Source organism: Burkholderia sp. 22PA0099, assembly GCF_047497165.1.
GTDB lineage: Bacteria > Pseudomonadota > Gammaproteobacteria > Burkholderiales > Burkholderiaceae > Burkholderia.
In genome coordinates this window covers 2,737,038-2,754,328 of the sequence record NZ_CP163165.1, presented here as the reverse complement: position 1 = coordinate 2,754,328, position 17,291 = coordinate 2,737,038, and the positions used below count along the sequence as shown (strand labels likewise).

Sequence of the window (17,291 nt, the reverse complement as noted above, 5' to 3'; positions counted from 1 at the left end):
ATTCTCTCCAGGAGAACGAAAGGTTCTCGATTATTCATTTTTCGAGATTGAATGGTCAAGCTAGGATGGGCCGATCCGTGTCGCGCCGTCCGCGCGGCCGCCACATCGCATCCGACCCGAATGAATCGCTCCGCTTCCTGCCTGTCATCGCCCACTTCATCGTCCGCGTCGTCTGTGTCGGCGGCGGGGGCGCCGCGTTCGACCGCCGCCCCCGGCCCAGGCGCTGACGCGGGCCGCCTTGCCGATCCGCGCCTGATCGCGTTTGCCTGCGCGGCGGCGCTGGCGGTGGCGCTCGGCGTCGGCCGCTTCGCGTTCACGCCGCTGCTGCCGCTGATGCTGGCCAACGGCACGCTCGACATCCGGCACGGCGGCTGGCTTGCCTCGGCGAACTACGCAGGCTATTTCGTCGGGGCGGTCAGTTGCGCGGCGCTGCGCGTCGATGCGGCGCGCATGGTGCGCGGCGGCCTGGTCGCGACGATCGCGCTGACCGCCGCGATGGGCGCGCTGCACGGCTTCGCGGTGTGGCTGCCGGTGCGCTTCGTGGCCGGCGTGGTCAGCGCGTGGACGTTCGTGTTCGCGTCGCAGTGGGGCATGCGCCGACTCACCGAGCTGGGTGCGCCGCAATGGAGTGGCGCGATCTTCACGGGGCCGGGCGGCGGGATCGTCGTGACCGGGCTGATCGGCAGCGCGTTGGCCGGGCGGCGTGCGGAATTCGGCTGGCTCGGGTTCGCGCTGCTGTCGGTGCTGCTCGCGGTGTGGATCTGGCGCGTGATCGCGCCGAGCGCGGCATGGGGGGCGGTGGCGCGGCGGCCTGCGCAGGCAGGGCAAGCGGTGGCGGCAGGGGCGGCCGGACGAGTGGGGCAGGCACAGTCGACTGGACGGGTGGGGCCAGCGGGGGCGGCCGGACAGGTGGGGCAAGCTGGGGTGGCTGGACAGGTGGGGCAAGCGGGGGTGGCCGGGCAGGTGGGCCAAGCCGGACAGGCAGGACAGGCAGGACAGGCACGACAGGCACGACAGGCAGGATCGGAAGGATCGGAAGGATCGGAAGGGCAGGCAGCGCAAGCGAGTCATGCCGGGCAAGCAACGCAAACCGCTCGGATCACGCACGCCGCGCCGCCCGACGCCGGCCACCCGGCCGTGCGCCGCGACGCGCTTCGGCTGATCGTGCTGTATGGCGCGCCGGGCTTCGGCTACATCATCACGGCCACGTTCCTGCCGGTGATCGCGCGCGGCGCGCTGCCGCCCGGTTCGCCGTGGCCCGACCTGTTCTGGCCGATGTTCGGCGCGGCGCTGATGGTGGGCGCGCTGCTCGCGTCGCGGTTGCCGGCCGGCTGGGACAACCGGCTGCTGCTCGGCCTGTCGTGCGCGGTGCAGGCGCTTGGCATCGTGTTGGGCATCGCATGGCCGACCGCGGCCGGCTTCGCACTCGGCAGCCTGCTGCTCGGCCTGCCGTTCACGGCGATCACGCTGTTCGCGATGCGCGAGGCGCGGCGTCTGCATGGCGAGGCGGCGGCCGGGCTGATGGGGTATGCCACGGCGTCCTACGGGCTCGGGCAGATCGCCGGGCCGCTGGTCGCCGCGCCGGTGGCGGCGCGGGCCGGGTCGTTCACGCCGGCGTTGTGGATCGCGGTGGCGGCGCTGCTGGCGGGCGCGCTCGGTTTCGCGGCCTGGGCGATCGTCGCGCGGCGCGAGGCGGCGGCCCGGGCCGGCCTGCCGGACGCGTAACGAAAAGACGCGCCCAAGCCCGCATCGGGGGCCGTCGCGGCCTCCGATGCAAACCGCCCAAACTCGCTAGAATGTGCGCTTCGTCTTTCCCCCAACGATGGCGCGCGACGGCTTTCCATGCCGCTCGCCGCGCCGCAAGCGCTCCCCCGATGACCACTGCCGAACACCGTTTCTGTCCGCGCTGCGCGACCCCGCTCACCACGCGCGCCGACGCGCTGCACGAGGGCGGCCGCGTCCGCCAGGTCTGCCCCGACGCGGCCTGCGGCTACGTCCACTGGAACAACCCGCTGCCGGTGGTGGCCGCGATCGTCGAGATCGACGGCAAGATCCTGCTCGCGCGCAACGCGGCCTGGCCGGAAGGGATGTTCGCGCTGATCACCGGCTTCCTGGAAAACGGCGAAACGCCCGAGGAAGGCATCGCCCGCGAAGTGCTGGAGGAAACCTCGTTGCGGGCCGATTCGGTGGAACTGGTGGGCGTGTACGAATTCATCCGCAAGAACGAGCTGATCATCGCGTATCACGTGCGGGCCAGCGGCGAGATCGCGCTGTCGCCGGAGTTGCTCGAATACCGGCTCGTCGAACCGCCGAACCTGCGGCCGTGGCGCGCCGGCACCGGCTACGCCGTGGCCGACTGGATGCGCGCACGCGGGCTCGACGTCACGTTTGTCGACCGCCCGGGGCAATGACGGGCGGCAACGAGTCATAACGCCTCGGCGTTCACCCCGCGATCGGCGTGGCGCGCACCGCCGTGCCGTAGCACAGCACCTCGGTGATGCCCGAGCCGATTTCCGTGGCGTCGTAGCGCATGCCGATGATCGCGTTCGCGCCGAAGCCGGCGGCCTGCGCGATCATCTTGTCGTACGCGTCCTGCCGCGCGCGCTCGCATAGTGATGCGTAGAGCGAAATATTGCCGCCGAACACGGTCTGGATCGCGGCGCCGAACGAGCCGATGATCGAGCGCGAGCGCACGACGATGCCGCGCGCGATGCCGAACGATTGGTCGATGCGATGGCCGGGCAGGTCGAAGGCGGTGGTGATCAGGTGGTGGTCGGGCATGAGAGCTCTCGTGGCGAAGGGTGGAAGGGGGCGGCGGCGAGCCGAGCCGCGTGCAGCCGCGTGCAGCCGCGTGCAGCCGCGTGCAGCCGCGTGCAGCCGCGTGCAGCCGCGTGCAGCCGCGTGCAGCCGCGTGCAGCCGCGTGCAGCCTGCACTCGAACTGCTTGGACGCCGGCCGCCCCTTGGAATTTCACGCGATGTGTGTTTTTCTGTGCGGCACGCGAGGCGGGCCGTGCGCCGCATCGTCGCGCGAACGCGCCGCGCTGTAAAGCCGGGCGCGGCGCCGCGTGCCGATCCCGCTTCCTTCCCTCCGACCTCGACTCCGCCGCCCATGTCCGCCAAGCCCGAACTGCTGCCGCGCAGCGCCTACCCTCACTTCCTGTCGATCACCACGCGCTGGATGGACAACGACGTCTACGGCCACGTCAACAACGTCGTCTACTACAGCTATTTCGATACCGTCGTGAACGAATACCTGATCCGTGCCGGCGTGCTCGACGCGGAGCGCGGCGAAACGATCGGCCTGGTGGTCGAGACGCAATGCAACTATTTCGCGCCGCTGGTGTTCCCGCAGAAGATCGACGCGGGCCTGCGCGTGGCGAAGCTCGGCACCTCCAGCGTGCGCTACGAGATCGGCCTGTTCGCCGAAGGCGAGGCGTCGGCGGCCGCGCAGGGGCATTTCGTGCATGTCTACGTGGGCCGCGACAGCCGCCGCCCGGTGCCGCTGCCCGACGCGTTGCGCGCCGCGCTCGCGCCGCTGGCCGCCTGAAGCCGCGGGCAGGCGTCGGCCGTGGTGCGGTCGACGGGCATCAACTAACGGCTGTAGTCGCGATTCTGCCGGTAGCCGGCTCGACGCCGACCGAGGTGGATCTTCCAGCCGGCTTGGCGTGCTCGATTTCGCACACGTGAGCTTCCTCATGCTCGATGCCTGCGCCAATGTCGCGGTTCATGCCGGTGGCCGGGCCGACACCGAGACGGCGCCTTCAGCCGGCTCGACGGACTCGATTCCGCACACGCGAGCTTCCCCGTGCCCGGTGTCTACACCGATGCGCTGGCCGACCACGCACGGCCAGCCACCGGCCATCAGGCCAGCGAGCCATCTCACCCCGCCTTGGCCGCCTGCGCGGCCGCATCGCGCTTCGCGATCCAGTCGTGCTCGGGATCGTTCTTGAAATGCCAGACGCGCGTCGGCCCGGCCATCACGTTGAGGTAGTAGGAGTCGTAACCGTACGGCACCACCACCGGGTGATAGCCGCGCGGCACCATCACCACGTCGTGATCGGACACGGCCATCGACTGGTCGATGTCGCGCGCATCGGTATAGACGCGCTGGAACACGAAGCCCTGCGGCGGATTCACGCGATGGTAGTAGGTCTCTTCCAGGAAGCTCTCGACCGGCACGTTGTCGGTGTCGTGCTTGTGCGGCGGGTAGCTCGACGAGTGGCCCGACGGCGTGCGCACCTCGACCACCAGCAGCGATTCGGCGGGCTCCGTCTGCGGAAGGATGTCGCACACGTAGCGCGTGTTCGCGCCGGTGCCGCGCACCGAGCGTGTCATCTCGCCCGGCTCGATGCGGCGCGGCGGATAGCGGCCGGTGCCCGGTGCGCTCGCCACGCCCAGCTCCGTGTCGCGCGTGGCCGTGATCGTCACGCGCACGCCGGGCGGCAGGTACAGCGCGGCGGGCGGGCTGTCCTCGAACACGCTGTCGCGCGAGCCGAGCGCGTCCCAGCGCGTGCCGTCGTCGCTGGCGATATCGACCCGGCCGGCCAGCACGACGATGCAGGTTTCGCGCTGCGGCTCGTGCAGCGCCAGCGATGCGCCGGCTTTCAACCGATGAGCCGAAAAGCCCACGTGCCGCCAGTGGGCCGATTCGGGCGTGACCGTCGCGATCGACGGGCCGGCGGCCGTGCCTTTGACGAGCAGGTCCTGCGGTTTGGTGGGGGTGTTCATGTCGGCGTTCATCACGCGGCCTCCTTGCGTTGCGACGCGAGCGGCGCATCGACCAGCGCGCGCAGCGTCCGGTAACCCAGCTCCGCATAGGCGTAGCTCGGCGCGATCACCGGGTCCTGCTCGGCCTCGACCACCAGCCAGCCCCGGTAACCGTGGCGCTTGAGCCGGTCGATGACGGCCGGGAAATCGACGCTGCCGTCGCCCGGCACGGTGAACGCGCCGTTGATGACCGATTCGAGAAAGCTCCAGTTGCGGTTGCCGGCCAGCCGGATCACCTCGGGGCGCACGTCCTTGCAGTGCACATGGCAGACGCGGCCGATATGCCGCTCCAGCACGGCGAGCGGATCGCCGCCGCCGAACGTCACGTGGCCGGTGTCGAACAGCAGCCCGAGCGCGTCGCCGGTCAGCGCCATCAGCCGGTCGATGTCGGCCGGCGCCTCGACGTAGGCGCCCATGTGGTGGTGATAGGCGGTGCGCACGCCCTGGCTCAGCGTGTAGCGGGCGAACGCATCGAGCCGCTGCGCGTATTGCTCCCATTGCGCGTCGGTCACGAAGCGCGGGCGCTGGTAGAGCGGCACGTCGGGCGAGCCCTGGATCGAGGCGGCCACCTCGCCGTACACCATCACGGTCGCGCCGTTGCTGGCCAGCAATTCGAGATGCGGCCCCACCGCGTCGATTTCCTCCTGCACGCCGCGCTCGGCGAGCCGGCCCGAATACCAGCCCGACACAAGCGCCAGGTCGTAGCCGCCGAGCAGATCCTGAAGCGCCTTCGGCTCGCGCGGAAACTTGTTGCCGAGCTCGAAGCCGGCATAGCCGATCTGCTTGCCTTCGGTGAGCGCCACCGCGAGCGGCGTCTCGCCGCCGAGCGAGGGCAGGTCGTCGTTCATCCACGACAGCGGGTTGACGCCGATTCGAATGTCGTAATCGCTCATGTCGATGATTCCGGGGAAGAAGGTTCGTGAGACGTGCCGGTGCGTGCGGCCACCTGCTGTTCGTAACGGGCGCGCGCCTCGCGCACGGCGGCGCGTGGCGACACCTCGGGCACCGCGACCTCCCACCACCAGCCGCCGTCGGCCGTGGTGCGCGTGGCGTCGGTGTCGATGCAGATCACGGTGCTGCGGTCGGCGGTGCGGGCGCGCGCGAGCGCGGCGTCGAGCGCGTCGAGGCTGTCGACATGCTCGCCGTGGGCACCGAGCGCGCGCGCATGGGCGGCGAAATCGATCTGCGGCGCGCCGGCCGGGCCTTGCACGCAGTCCTCGATCATGTTGTTGAACGGCGCGCCGCCGCAGGCCTGCTGCAAGCGGTTGATGCAGCCGTAGCCACGGTTGTCGAGCACCACCACGATCAGCCGCGCGCCGAGCATCACCGAGGTGGCGATCTCGCTGTTCATCATCAGATAGCTGCCGTCGCCGACGAACACGATCACCTCGCGCTCGGGCCGCGCGAGCTTGACGCCGAGGCCGCCCGCGATCTCGTAGCCCATGCACGAATAACCGTATTCGACGTGATAGCCGCCCGGCACGGCGGCGCGCCACAGCTTGTGCAGTTCGGCCGGCAGCGTGCCGGCCGCGCAGACGGCGATGTCGTTGGCGGCCGAATCCGCCGATTTGGCCGCCGAGCGTTGCACCGCGCCGATCACGTCGGCGTCATACGGCAGTTGGCCCGGTTGCGGCGGGGCGTGGGTCAGCGTCTGCACGATGTCGCGCCAGGCCGCGGCCAGCCCGTGCGCGCGCTCGGTCCAGCCCGGTTCGGCGCGCCAGCCGTCGAGGCGCGCCGCGAGCGCATCGAGCGCGAGCCGCGCATCGGCCTCGACGGCCGTGGCGCGATGCTTGAGCGCGTCGAACGGGTTGGCGTTGATGCCGAGCACGGCGGCCTGCGCGAACAGCGTGTTCGAGCCGGTCGTGAAATCCTGCAGCCGGGTGCCGACCGCGATCACGCAATCGGCCTCGGCGGCCAGCGCGTTGGCGCCCGGGGCGCCCGTCACGCCGAGCGCGCCGGCGTTGAGCGGGTGATCCCACGGCAGGCAGCTCTTGCCAGCCTGGGTTTCGGCTACCGGGATGCCGTGCCGTTCGGCGAACGCGCGCAGCGCGGCGGCGCCGCCCGCGCTGTAGAGCGCGCCGCCGCCGGCCACCAGCAGCGGCCGGCGCGCCGTGCGCAGCGTGTCGAGCGCGGCGTCCAGCTCGGCCTCGATGGGCGCGGGCGCATGAAAGCGCACCACGCGCGGCGCGAAGAACGACACCGGATAGTCGTAGGCCATGGCCTGCACGTCCTGCGGCAGCGCGAGCGTGACGGGGCCGCACAGCGCGGCGTCGGTCAGCACGCGCAGCGCGCGCGGCAGCGCGTTCAGCAACTGCGCCGGATGGACGATCCGGTCGAAGTAGCGCGACACCGGCTTCAGCGCGTCGTTGGCCGACAGCCCGCCGTCGTGGAAATCCTCCACCTGCTGCAGCACCGGGTCGGGCGCACGCGAGACGAACACGTCGCCGGGCAGCAGCAGCACCGGCAGCCGGTTCACGTGGGCCAGCGCGGCGGCCGTCACGAGGTTGGTCGCGCCGGGGCCGATCGAGCTGGTGACGGCCATCATGCGACGCCGGAAATGCGCCTTCGCGTAGGCGATGGCGCTGTGGGCCATCGCCTGCTCGTTGTGGGCGCGGTAGGTCGGCAGCACGTCGCGCGCCTGGTACAGCGCCTCGCCGAGCCCGGCCACGTTGCCGTGGCCGAAGATCGCGAACACGCCGCCGAACAGCGGCTCGGTGCGGCCGCTGCCGTCCTCGGTCGGCACCTGCTGCGCGGCGAGATAGCGGACCAGCGCCTGCGCGACGGTCAGGCGCACGGTCGCGCCCTCGGCGCCGGCAGCCACGCTGCCGGCCTGCGCCGGATCGGATTCGATCGCTCTACGGTTCATCGTCATCCCTCCTAGGCGACGCGGCGGGCCGCGACCTCGCCGGCACGCGCATCGCGCCAGGCGCCGATCAGCGTCTCGAAGATGGCGCGCACCCGCGCGATCACGCCCGCGTCGTCGATCTCGCCGGCCAGCCAGGCCCGGCTCGGCTCCCAGAAGATCGTGCGGCCGACCGTGAAGCCGCGACAGGTGTTCGACGCGGCCGCGGCCGCGAAGCCGCCCACCAATTGCTCGACCGGCGCGGACAGGCCGAGCAGCACCACGCCGAGGCAATACGGATCGCGCTCGGCGATCAGGCGGTCGACTTCGCGCCATTGCGCCGCGTCGAGCGGTTCGAGCTTCCACCACTCGGGATGGATGCCGAGGTTGTAGAGCCTTTTGAGCGCGCGATAGACCACGTCGGGGCCGTCGGGCAGATCGGCGCGGCGCGGCGGAATCACTTCGAGCAGCAGCGCGTGGCCGCTGGCCTGCACGGCGTCGTACAGCGCGCGCAACTGCGTTTCCTGTTCGAGCCGAACCGCCAGCGCGTCGTCGGGGTGATAGCGCACCAGGCACTTGGCGATCTGTTCGGCCGGCCAGGTTTCGAGCGTGGTGCCGACCGAGCGGCCATGATCGAATTCGAGCGGCAGCGAGCCGGGCAGCTCGACCGGGCGGCCGACCCACCAGCCGCGTCCGGTCGCGTCGTTGAGCGCGTCCTGGCCGTAGCGGTCGTCGATCAGCACGCCGATCTGGCCTTGCAGGCCGAGTTCGGTTTCGGTCTGCGCGACCGCCTCGACGAACAGCCGCTTCAGCTCGGCGATCCGCGTGAGCGGGGCGCCCGTCTGCTGCGCCAGCTCGAAGAACTGGTTGCGATGGTCGAACGCGAAGCCGAGCACCTGATCCCATTGGCGGCGCGGCGGGCTGACGCGATGCAGGCGCGCGAGCGCCGGGTCGAGATCGGGGCGGCGCATGCGTTGCGGGTCGCGCGCGGCCTCGCTCAGGAAGTGCGTCAGCTCGGCCGGCGTGGGCATCGCGGGCGAGCAGCCGTGGCGCGACACCACCAGCGCGCCGCAGGCGTTCGCGGTGCGGGCCGCCGCTTCGAGCGGTGCGCCGCGCAGCCATTGCGACAGCAGGCCCGAGGCGAACGCGTCGCCGGCCCCCAGCACGTTGAGCACCTCCACTTCGACGCCGCCGATCAGCGTCAGCGCGTCGAGCGTTTTCGGCACGGCGGCCTCGACGATCGAGCAGCCGAGCGGCCCGCGCTTGACCACCAGCGTGGCGCTGGTCACGCGGCGCACCATCTCCAAGGCATCGAGCAGCGCATCCTTGCCGCCCGCGATGCGGAACTCTTCCTCGGTGCCGATCACCAGGTCGAACAGCGGCAGAATGCGCTGCAAATGCGCGGTCACGCCCTCGTTGGCGATGAAGCGGGTTTCGCCGTCGGCCTTGCCGGTCAGCCCCCACAGCACCGGCCGGTAATCGATGTCGAGCACGGTGCGCACCTGATGGCGGCGCGCGTAATCGAGCGCGCGGCGGCTCGCGCGGTTGACCTTGTCGGTGGAGAAGTGCGTGCCGGTGATCAGCAGCGCCTTCGAGGAGGCGATGAAAGCTTCATCGATGTCGTCCTCGTCGATCGCCATGTCGGCGCAGTTCTCGCGGTAGAACACCAGCGGGAAGCTGTCGCGATCCTTGATGCCGAGCAGCACCAGCGCGGTCAGGCGTGCCTCGTCGGTAATCAACTGGCGCGTGTCGCAGCCTTCGCGCTCCAGCGTGTCGCGCACGAAGCGGCCCATGTGGTCGTTGCCCACGCGCGCCAGCATCGCCGATTTCAAACCGAGCCGCGCGGTGCCGAACGCGATGTTGCCGGACGAGCCGCCCAGGTATTTCGCGAAGCTCGTCGCGTCTTCCAGGCGGGCGCCGATCTGCTCCGCGTACAGGTCCACGGCGACGCGGCCGATGCAGATCACATCGAGCGCCCGGTTCTGCGCGAAGGAAAGGGGGGAGTGAGCCATGTCGGTTCCTGGTTAGATCACGGCGCCGTCGAGTTCGGCGACCATCTTCTGCATTTCCGCGCCGCCGGCCATCATGTCGAGCACCTCGTCCTTGCTGATGGTGTCCTTGGTGAAGGTGCCGAGCGAGCGCCCGCGGTTGAGCAGCGTGAACGAATCGCCGATCGGGTAGGCGTGGTGGACGTTGTGGGTGATGAAGATCACCGAGATGCCCTTGGCGCGCGCGGTGTGGATCAGCTTGAGCACGTTGAAGCTCTGCTTGACGCCGAGCGCGGCGGTCGGCTCGTCGAGGATCAGCACGCGCGCGCCGAAATGGATGGCGCGCGCGATCGCGAGGCACTGGCGCTCGCCGCCCGACATGGTGCCGATCGGCTGATGCGCGTCGCGCACGTGGATGCCCATCTCGGCCAGCTTGCCGCGCGCCACCTCGGCGGCCAGGTCGAGATCCATCACGTCGATCAGGCCGAACAGCTTGCGGGTGGGCTCGCGGCCCATGAAGAAATTGCGCGCCACCGACAGCAGCGGCACCAGCGCCAGATCCTGATAGACGGTAGCGATGCCGAGGTCGAGCGCGTCCTTGGGCGATTCGAAGCGCACCGGCTGGCCGTCCACCAGGTAGCGGCCCTCGGACGGCGCGTGCACGCCGGCCAGCGTCTTGATCAGCGTGGATTTGCCGGCGCCGTTGTCGCCGAGCAGGCAATGCACCTCGCCGCGCCGCAGTTTCAGGTTGATGTCCGACAGGGCGATCACCTTGCCGAAGAACTTGCTGACGCCGTCGAGTTCGAGAATCGTGTCGTGCGCGGACGCACCGGAAGGCTGGGACATGAGTCGGCTCCGTTACGCTTGCGCCACGCGGCGGCGCACATAGTGGTTGAACAGCACGGCGATCAGCAGCATCACGCCAAGGAATACGCGGAACCAGTCCGAGCTGATGTTGGTGTAGGTGATGCCGATCTGCACCACGCCGAAGATCAGCGCGCCGAACGCGGCGCCCACCACCGAGCCGTAGCCGCCGGTGAGCAGCGTGCCGCCGATCACCGCGGCGATGATTGCCTCGAATTCCTTCTGCAGGCCGCGGTCGGCCGCCGCCGAGCCGATGTCGGCCACCTGCAGCACGGCGAACAGGCAGGCGCAGAACGCGGTCAGCACGAACAGCAGGATCTTCACGCGGCGCACCGGCACGCCCACGTTCTTGGCCGCGTTGGCGTCGCCGCCCACCGCCAGGATCCAGTTGCCCCAGCGCGTCTTGGCCAGCACGAACGCGCCGATCGCCGTGACCGCCAGCCACCACAGGATCACCTTCGGCACGCCCGGCACCAGCGGGTCGCCGTTGTCGAGCAGGCCGCCGACGCCCAGGTGCGCGAGCCAGCGGAACAGGCCGTGGAACGCCACGCCCTGGAACAGCGCATGGGTGAGCGGATCGGCGTGGGCGTAATCGCCGAGGCCCGAGATGATGGTGCGATCCGCGAACATCACCGACAGCGCCAGCGTCAGGCCGCGCAGGATGAACATGAACGCCAGCGTGACGATGAACGACGGCAGCCGGGTGCGCATCACCAGATAACCGTTCAGCGCGCCGAGCGCCATCGAGCCGGCGAACGCGAAGATCACGGCGGCCCAGATCGGCCAGTGGAAATAGGCGGTGGGGATCGCGACCATCATGCCGGCGAAGCCGATCATCGAGCCGATCGACAGGTCGAACTCGCCGGCCACCATCAGCAGGCAGGCGCCCACCGAGAGGATGCCGAGATAGGCCGCCACCTGGGACCAGTTCATGATCCCGTCGAGGTTGAACATGCCCGAGCCGCCCGCGCCGATCGCGAAGATCGCGAACACCAGCACGGCGCCGGAAATCGCGGCGAATTCGGGACGATTGAGAAAGCGCGAGAACCAGGCCTCGCCGCGCAGCCGCTCGTCGGCGCGCGCGCCGGGCTGCGGGGTTTCCTGGGGCTGCGCTGTCAGATGCTTGCCGGCTACACCCATGATGTCTCCTTGATGCCGCGGCGCGCGGGAAAGCGGGCAAACGCAAGCCCGACGCGCCGGCACGAAAGCGCGGCAGCACGCCGCGCGGTCAACGTTGTCCTGCCGTGCCTCAGCGGTACTGGCCCGCGTACTTCACGACCTTGTCCAGGTTGTCCTTGGTGATGAAGCCCGGGCCTGAGCGGATGTTCTTCGGGCCGTAGGACGGTTGCAGCCCGTAGGTCGCGAGGCGCGCCTGGAATTTCGGATTGGCTTCGAGGATCTGGCGGATCTTCACCGGGTCGGTGGTCTTGTCCTTCTTCACGATCGCGAGCACGGCCACCGGGATGTAGCCCTGCAAGTACGGCTGCTGATCGATCGCGAACTGGATCGTGCCGGCGCGGATCGCGCGGGCGATGTCGTCGGAGAAGTCGAACGTCGCGAAGTAGACCTTGCCCGACAGCCCCATCTGTTGCAGCGCCTTGAGCGTGGCGGCGGCCGGCACCGGGCCGAGCGTCAGCACGGCCTGGGTCTTCGGATGGTTGCGCAGGTAGGCGCTGACCTTCGATTGAATTTCGGTCGGATCGGTGCCGGCGTCGATCGTGGAGCTCTTCATGTCCGCGCCGATCGCATCGGCGAAGCCACGGCAGCGCTCGAACGACACCGGGTTGGTGGCCAGGTGGTTCACGCACAGGAACGACTTGACGCCCGCGGCCTTGGCCTTTTCGCCGGCCGCCTGGCCCGCCACGTATTCGGGCTGGCCCACGTGCATGATCGCGCCGAGCTGGGTGCTCTGTTCCTCGGTGCCCGAGTTGATGGTGACGAGCGGGATCTTCTTGGCGGTGACCTTGCCGATCGAACTCTTGAGCACGTCGAAATCGGCGATGGTGGTGATCACGCCGTCGTAGTCGCGCGCGGCGGCCTGTTCGATCAGGCGCGACATGTCGGCGATGTCGCCGTTCGGGGGATTGCGGTAATCGGTCGTGACGTTGAAATCCGCGTCGGCCTGCTTGATCGCGTTCTTGATGGTGTTCCACCAGGAATCGGAATCGGGCGCGTGACTGATCAGGACGAATCGGGCATCGGCTGCCTGCGCGGGCAGCGCGGCGGCGCCCAGGCCGGCCGCGACGGCCAGCGCTGCCGCAAGCGTTCTCAGGCTCGCCGTGACGCCGGACGAGCGAAAGCCGGCCTTGCCATTGCAAAGTCTCATGTCTCCACCTGTGTCGGTTCTGTTATGGGTCGAACGTTGCCGTTCACGAGCAAGATTAGGTCAAGCGCCGGGCGATTGCAAAGAAAATTTTATTTCAACTTGAAATGGAAAATGTGTTCCATTTTGAGAGGGCGCTGCCTATACTCGGCCCACGACATCAGCACCGGTTTGGCGCGCCGCGCCGCCGCACATTCATGGACGACACCACGCAACCCGACACCACGGTCGACGCGCTGCTGCAGCGCATCACCGATACCTACGACACGCTGCCGCGCCAGCTCAAGCGCATCGCCTCGTATATCGACGAGCACCGTTCGAGCGTGATGATGGATCGCACCAGCGACATCGCCGAGCGCTGCGGCGTGCATCCGTCGGCGGTGGTGCGCTTCGCGCAGCGTTTCGGTTTTTCCGGGTTTTCCGATTTGCAGGCGGTGTTCCGCGAGGCCTATACCGAGCGCAACCCGAGCGTGCAGAGCTATCAGCAGCGCATCCGCACGCTGATTGACGACGAGGCCGGCGCGCTGTCGGAGCCGGCTGTCGCGCGGCAGTTCATCGACGCCGCGCGCGCGGGGCTCGATGAGCTGGCGGCGGGCCTCGACGACGCGCAGTTCGACGCGGCGGTCTCGATGCTGGAGAAGGCCGACAACATCTACGTGATCGGCGTGCGCCGTTCGTTTCCGGTGGCGAGCTACATCGTGTATGCGCTGCAGCACACGGCCAAGCGCGTGCATCTGGTGTCGGGCATCGGCGGCATGTACCGCGAGCAGATCCGCAGCGTGCGCAAGGGCGACGTGGTGATCGCGATCAGCTTCGCGCCGTACGGCAAGGAAACCCAGTACTGCCTGCGCGCCGCGCGCCACAACCATGCGAGCACGCTCGTCATCACGGACAGCCGGCTCTCGCCGCTGGTTCGCGAGGCGAGCGCGCATCTGCTCGTCAAGGAGGGGAGCGCGTTCGCGTTCCGTTCGCTGACGAGCACCATCTGCCTGTGCCAGGCGCTGTTCATCGCGCTCGCGTACCGGCTCGAATTGAACGTGGAAGAAGTGAAGGACACTGGAGGATACGATGACTGAAGCAGTTCCGACGATCGACGTCGCCGTGTTCGGCGCCGGGCGTATCGGCCGCATTCACGCGGCCAATCTCGCGCGCCAGCCGGGCGTGCGCCTCAAGTACGTGATCGATGTCGATCCGGCCGCCGCCGCGGCGCTCGCCGACGAACACGGCGCGCGCGCGGCCGATGCCGACGGCGCGCTCGGCGACGCCGCGATCGGCGCCACGGTGATCTGTTCGAGCACGGATACCCATGCGGACCTGATCGTCGCGTCGGCGCAGGCCGGCAAGCACGTGTTCTGCGAGAAGCCGGTCGATCTCGCGCTGGCCCGTGCGCGGGCCTGCGAGGCGGCCGTGACGCAGGCCGGCGTGGTCTGCATGATCGGTTTCCAGCGCCGCTTCGATCCGACCTTCGAGGCCGTCAAGGCGCGCATCGAGGCGGGCGAGGTGGGCACGCCCGAGATGCTGATCGTCACGAGCCGCGACCCGGGTGCGCCGCCGGTCGGCTATATCCAGCGCTCGGGCGGCATCTTCAAGGACATGCTGATCCACGATTTCGACATCTTCCGCTGGATTCTCGACGACGAGGCCGACACGCTGCACGCCACCGGCAGCGTGCTGACCGATCCGGCGATCGGCGAGGCGGGCGACGTCGACGCGACCGCCGTGACGATCCGCACGCGGCGCGGCCGGCTCTGCCAGATCAACACCTCGCGGCGCGCCGCCTACGGCTACGACCAGCGCTTCGAGCTGCTCGGCAGCGGCGGCATGCTGCAGGCCGGCAACGTGCGGCCCACCGAGGTGACCGCCTACACCGCGCAAGCGGTGTCGAACGACTTGCCCGAGGCGTTCTTCCTCGAACGCTACCGCGTGGCCTATGCGCGCGAGATCGCGCATTTCTTCGCGGCCGTGACGCGCGGCGAACCGGTGCGCACCACCATCGGCGACGGCGTGAAGGCGCTGGAGCTGGCCGAGGCGGCTACCCGTTCGTGGCGCGAGGGCCGCGCGGTGCGGCTGTCCGAAGCCGTCGCATAAGGGGCGCCGCGATGACTTCCCAGATGCAAGCCGCGCCGGTGCGGATCGGCATCGCGGGGCTCGGCCGGCTCGGCCGCCGCCATGCCGAAAACCTCGCGCGCCGCGTGAACGGCGCGCGGCTCGTGGCGGCGTGCAGCCCGGTAGCCGAGGAATGCGGGTGGGCCGCCGACACGCTGGGCGTGTCGCGCGTATACGAGGACGTGGCGGGGCTGATCGACGACCCCGAGGCGGACGCGCTGTGGCTCGTCACGCCGTCCTCGCTGCACGCCGACCAGATCGTGGCGGCGCTGCGCGCGGGCAAGCACGTGTTCTGCGAGAAGCCGCTGTCGCTCGATCTGGCCGAATGCGAGCGCGTGATCGCCGAGGCGAACGCGCGCCCGCACCTGCAGGCCATGATCGGCTTCATGCGCCGTTTCGATCCGAGCTACCGCGATGCTTACCAGCGCGTGGTGCAGGGCGCGATCGGCCGGCCGTTCCTGGTGCGCTCGCAAACCACCGACCAGAACGATCCCGACGGCTTCTTCGTGCGATTCGCGCCGAGCTCGGGCGGCATCTTCCTCGATTGCTCGGTGCACGACATCGACGTGGCGCGCTGGCTGCTCGGCCGCCCGCGCGCCACGCGCGTGTTCGCGGCCGGCACCGTGGCGCTGCACGAGGGCCTGCGCGCGTGCGGCGACGTGGACAACGGCGTGGCGATCTGCGAATTCGAAGGCGGCGCGCTGGCGATGTTCTACGCCTCGCGCACCATGGCCCACGGCAACGATTCGCACTCGGAAGTGATCGGCACGGCCGGCGCGATGACGATCGGGCGCATTCCGCGTGCGAACCGCGTCGAGATCTACGACGCGGGCGGGGTGCGCGCCGCGTGCACGCCGACGTTCTTCGACCGCTTCGAGCAAGCCTTTCTGATCGAGGCGCAGGCGTTCGTCGATGCCGTGCGCAGCGGAGCCGACTCGGGCGGCGCGACGCTGGCCGACGCGCTGGAGGCGACGCGCATCGGCCACGCGATGCGCGAGGCGCTGCACACCGGCCAGGCGGTGACGCTGTAATGCCGTAACGCGCCGGGCGGGTGCGCCCGTTTGGCCATGCACGGCTGCATGGCGGCCGGCGGGCGCGCCCGCGCTGCGGTAAAATCGCGCCTTCACTCCGCGCCTTGCCGGCGCGTCACTCGAAGGTCGAAGCCGATGGAAGTTCACAAGGAAGTGGATGCGCGCGGGTTGAACTGCCCGCTGCCGATCCTGCGCGCCAAGAAGGCGCTTGCCGATATGGAAAGCGGCCAGATTCTCAAGGTGCTCGCCACCGACCCCGGTTCGCAGCGCGATTTCGCCGCGTTTGCCAAGCAGACGGGCAACGAGATCGTCGAATCGACCTCCCAGGACAAGACGTTCGTGTTCCTGATGCGTCGCCGCTGATTCGGCACCGCACGCGTGAAACATGCCGCCCGGGCTTCGGCCCCGGCGGCATTTTTCATGGTGCGGCGGTTCGCGCATGCCGCCAGGACGGCGCGCAAGTTTCGTAATGAAGTTAAGGATCGCGCCGCGCATCGTGTTGAACCGTCACCGAATGCGATAATACGTCGCACCCATTTTCATCGACATCGCAATCGCGGGCCGATTGCCGGCCGGTTATCGCACGGTGAATTTGTGTGAAACCCGCGCCGCGCGCTTGCGTCAGATTTCAGGCCCAGCAAGCCATTGCGGCCAATCCTTCGATTGAAAATGCGGCGATTGCAAGAAAATCGGCCGGCGATCCGCAATGCGCGGTATCGAATCGCAAAGATTGTTGTGTCGATTATTAACGATCTAACAATGTTTAAACGATGTTTGATCGTGCGCTCCTTATACTGCACTGCAACGCTTGACACGAGCGGCGGGAAACGCTGCACCAGGGAGAGAGCATGTTCTTCAGGCCCGGAACGGTCCGGATTCCGTTTGCCGCACCGCTCAAGGCGCGCGATCGGGTAGGCGCGATGCAGCGCATCGGGCTCGACCCGTCGCGCGACCGCCATGCGCGCGCCGCGCTCGAAGCCTACGCCGACGCCTGCGCGGCCGACATGCCGTGGCTGGCCGAATGGCTCGGCGGGATGCTCGGGCAGCCGGCGCCGGCCGTGACGCGCTGCGCGCCCACCGTGATTCGCGTGTTCGACCAGGCGCATGCCTGGGCGGCCGAGCAGCCCGATTACGCGCGCACCGCCTGGGAGCATGTGCGCGGTCAGCTTCACGCGGCGCTGGCCGAACGCGCGGCGCCTGCCGATGACGATGGCGGCAGCAGCGGCAGCGGCAGCGACGTGGCCGAGCGGCGCGCAGACGGTGATGCACGCGGCGAACAGGACAAGACGGCCACGCCTTTGGGCTAGGCGCGCCAGGCGGAACCGATCGAAAGGACGCCCCGAAACGCCCGCGAGCCGCCAGGTGGCGA

General features: G+C 69.3%; 16 protein-coding genes. 8 read left to right on the top strand and 8 right to left on the bottom strand.

The window, feature by feature from the left end:
* Positions 1-120: 120 nt before the first annotated feature.
* Positions 121-1,725: a YbfB/YjiJ family MFS transporter gene (locus tag AB4851_RS27645; RefSeq protein ID WP_414449613.1), complete on the top strand. Its 1,605-nt coding sequence runs from the start codon at positions 121-123 to the stop codon at positions 1,723-1,725.
* A gap of 149 nt (positions 1,726-1,874) precedes the next feature.
* On the top strand, positions 1,875-2,411 hold the full coding sequence (locus AB4851_RS27640) for an NUDIX domain-containing protein (protein WP_414444888.1): 537 nt from the start codon (positions 1,875-1,877) through the stop codon (positions 2,409-2,411).
* A 31-nt stretch (positions 2,412-2,442) separates the two neighbouring features.
* Here the strand turns inward: AB4851_RS27640 and AB4851_RS27635 are convergent, their stop codons facing one another.
* Positions 2,443-2,781 carry a YbjQ family protein gene (locus tag AB4851_RS27635; RefSeq protein ID WP_414449612.1) on the bottom strand — a complete coding sequence of 113 codons (339 nt, stop codon included), beginning with the start codon at positions 2,779-2,781 and terminating at the stop codon, positions 2,443-2,445.
* Between the two features lie 329 nt (positions 2,782-3,110).
* Between AB4851_RS27635 and AB4851_RS27630 the strand changes: the two genes are divergently transcribed.
* Positions 3,111-3,548, top strand: a complete 438-nt coding sequence (locus tag AB4851_RS27630) for an acyl-CoA thioesterase (protein WP_414449611.1) — start codon at positions 3,111-3,113, stop codon at positions 3,546-3,548.
* Between the two features lie 332 nt (positions 3,549-3,880).
* Here the strand turns inward: AB4851_RS27630 and iolB are convergent, their stop codons facing one another.
* From iolB to AB4851_RS27595, 7 genes are all read right to left on the bottom strand, one after another.
* Entirely contained in the window at positions 3,881-4,741 is an 861-nt protein-coding gene (iolB, locus tag AB4851_RS27625; protein WP_414449610.1) for a 5-deoxy-glucuronate isomerase, read from the bottom strand.
* On the bottom strand, positions 4,741-5,661 hold the full coding sequence (iolE, locus tag AB4851_RS27620; RefSeq protein ID WP_414444893.1) for a myo-inosose-2 dehydratase: 921 nt from the start codon (positions 5,659-5,661) through the stop codon (positions 4,741-4,743). Before iolE ends, iolB begins: the two co-directional genes overlap by 1 nt.
* Positions 5,658-7,634: a 3D-(3,5/4)-trihydroxycyclohexane-1,2-dione acylhydrolase (decyclizing) gene (iolD, locus tag AB4851_RS27615; protein WP_414449609.1), complete on the bottom strand. Its 1,977-nt coding sequence runs from the start codon at positions 7,632-7,634 to the stop codon at positions 5,658-5,660. The genes iolE and iolD overlap by 4 nt, the downstream gene beginning before the upstream one ends.
* 11 nt (positions 7,635-7,645) lie before the next feature.
* On the bottom strand, positions 7,646-9,622 hold the full coding sequence (locus AB4851_RS27610) for a bifunctional 5-dehydro-2-deoxygluconokinase/5-dehydro-2-deoxyphosphogluconate aldolase (RefSeq protein ID WP_414449608.1): 1,977 nt from the start codon (positions 9,620-9,622) through the stop codon (positions 7,646-7,648).
* A 12-nt stretch (positions 9,623-9,634) separates the two neighbouring features.
* On the bottom strand, positions 9,635-10,444 hold the full coding sequence (locus AB4851_RS27605; protein WP_414444896.1) for an ATP-binding cassette domain-containing protein: 810 nt from the start codon (positions 10,442-10,444) through the stop codon (positions 9,635-9,637).
* A gap of 12 nt (positions 10,445-10,456) precedes the next feature.
* Positions 10,457-11,602, bottom strand: a complete 1,146-nt coding sequence (locus tag AB4851_RS27600; protein ID WP_414449607.1) for an ABC transporter permease — start codon at positions 11,600-11,602, stop codon at positions 10,457-10,459.
* A 109-nt stretch (positions 11,603-11,711) separates the two neighbouring features.
* Entirely contained in the window at positions 11,712-12,788 is a 1,077-nt protein-coding gene (locus tag AB4851_RS27595) for a sugar ABC transporter substrate-binding protein (RefSeq protein ID WP_414449606.1), read from the bottom strand.
* Positions 12,789-12,982: 194 nt separating this feature from the next.
* Between AB4851_RS27595 and AB4851_RS27590 the strand changes: the two genes are divergently transcribed.
* From AB4851_RS27590 to AB4851_RS27570, 5 genes are all read left to right on the top strand, one after another.
* Positions 12,983-13,861, top strand: a complete 879-nt coding sequence (locus tag AB4851_RS27590; RefSeq protein ID WP_414449605.1) for a MurR/RpiR family transcriptional regulator — start codon at positions 12,983-12,985, stop codon at positions 13,859-13,861.
* Positions 13,854-14,873: an inositol 2-dehydrogenase gene (gene iolG, locus AB4851_RS27585; RefSeq protein WP_414449604.1), complete on the top strand. Its 1,020-nt coding sequence runs from the start codon at positions 13,854-13,856 to the stop codon at positions 14,871-14,873. Before AB4851_RS27590 ends, iolG begins: the two co-directional genes overlap by 8 nt.
* A gap of 11 nt (positions 14,874-14,884) precedes the next feature.
* A complete protein-coding gene (locus AB4851_RS27580) occupies positions 14,885-15,922 on the top strand; it encodes a Gfo/Idh/MocA family oxidoreductase (protein ID WP_414449603.1) in 1,038 nt (345 codons plus the stop codon).
* Positions 15,923-16,057: 135 nt separating this feature from the next.
* The gene (locus AB4851_RS27575) at positions 16,058-16,285 is read left to right on the top strand and encodes a sulfurtransferase TusA family protein (protein ID WP_414444902.1); all 228 of its coding nucleotides are present in this window, start codon (positions 16,058-16,060) and stop codon (positions 16,283-16,285) included.
* A gap of 485 nt (positions 16,286-16,770) precedes the next feature.
* A complete protein-coding gene (locus AB4851_RS27570) occupies positions 16,771-17,229 on the top strand; it encodes a hypothetical protein (RefSeq protein WP_414449602.1) in 459 nt (152 codons plus the stop codon).
* Positions 17,230-17,291: the final 62 nt, after the last annotated feature.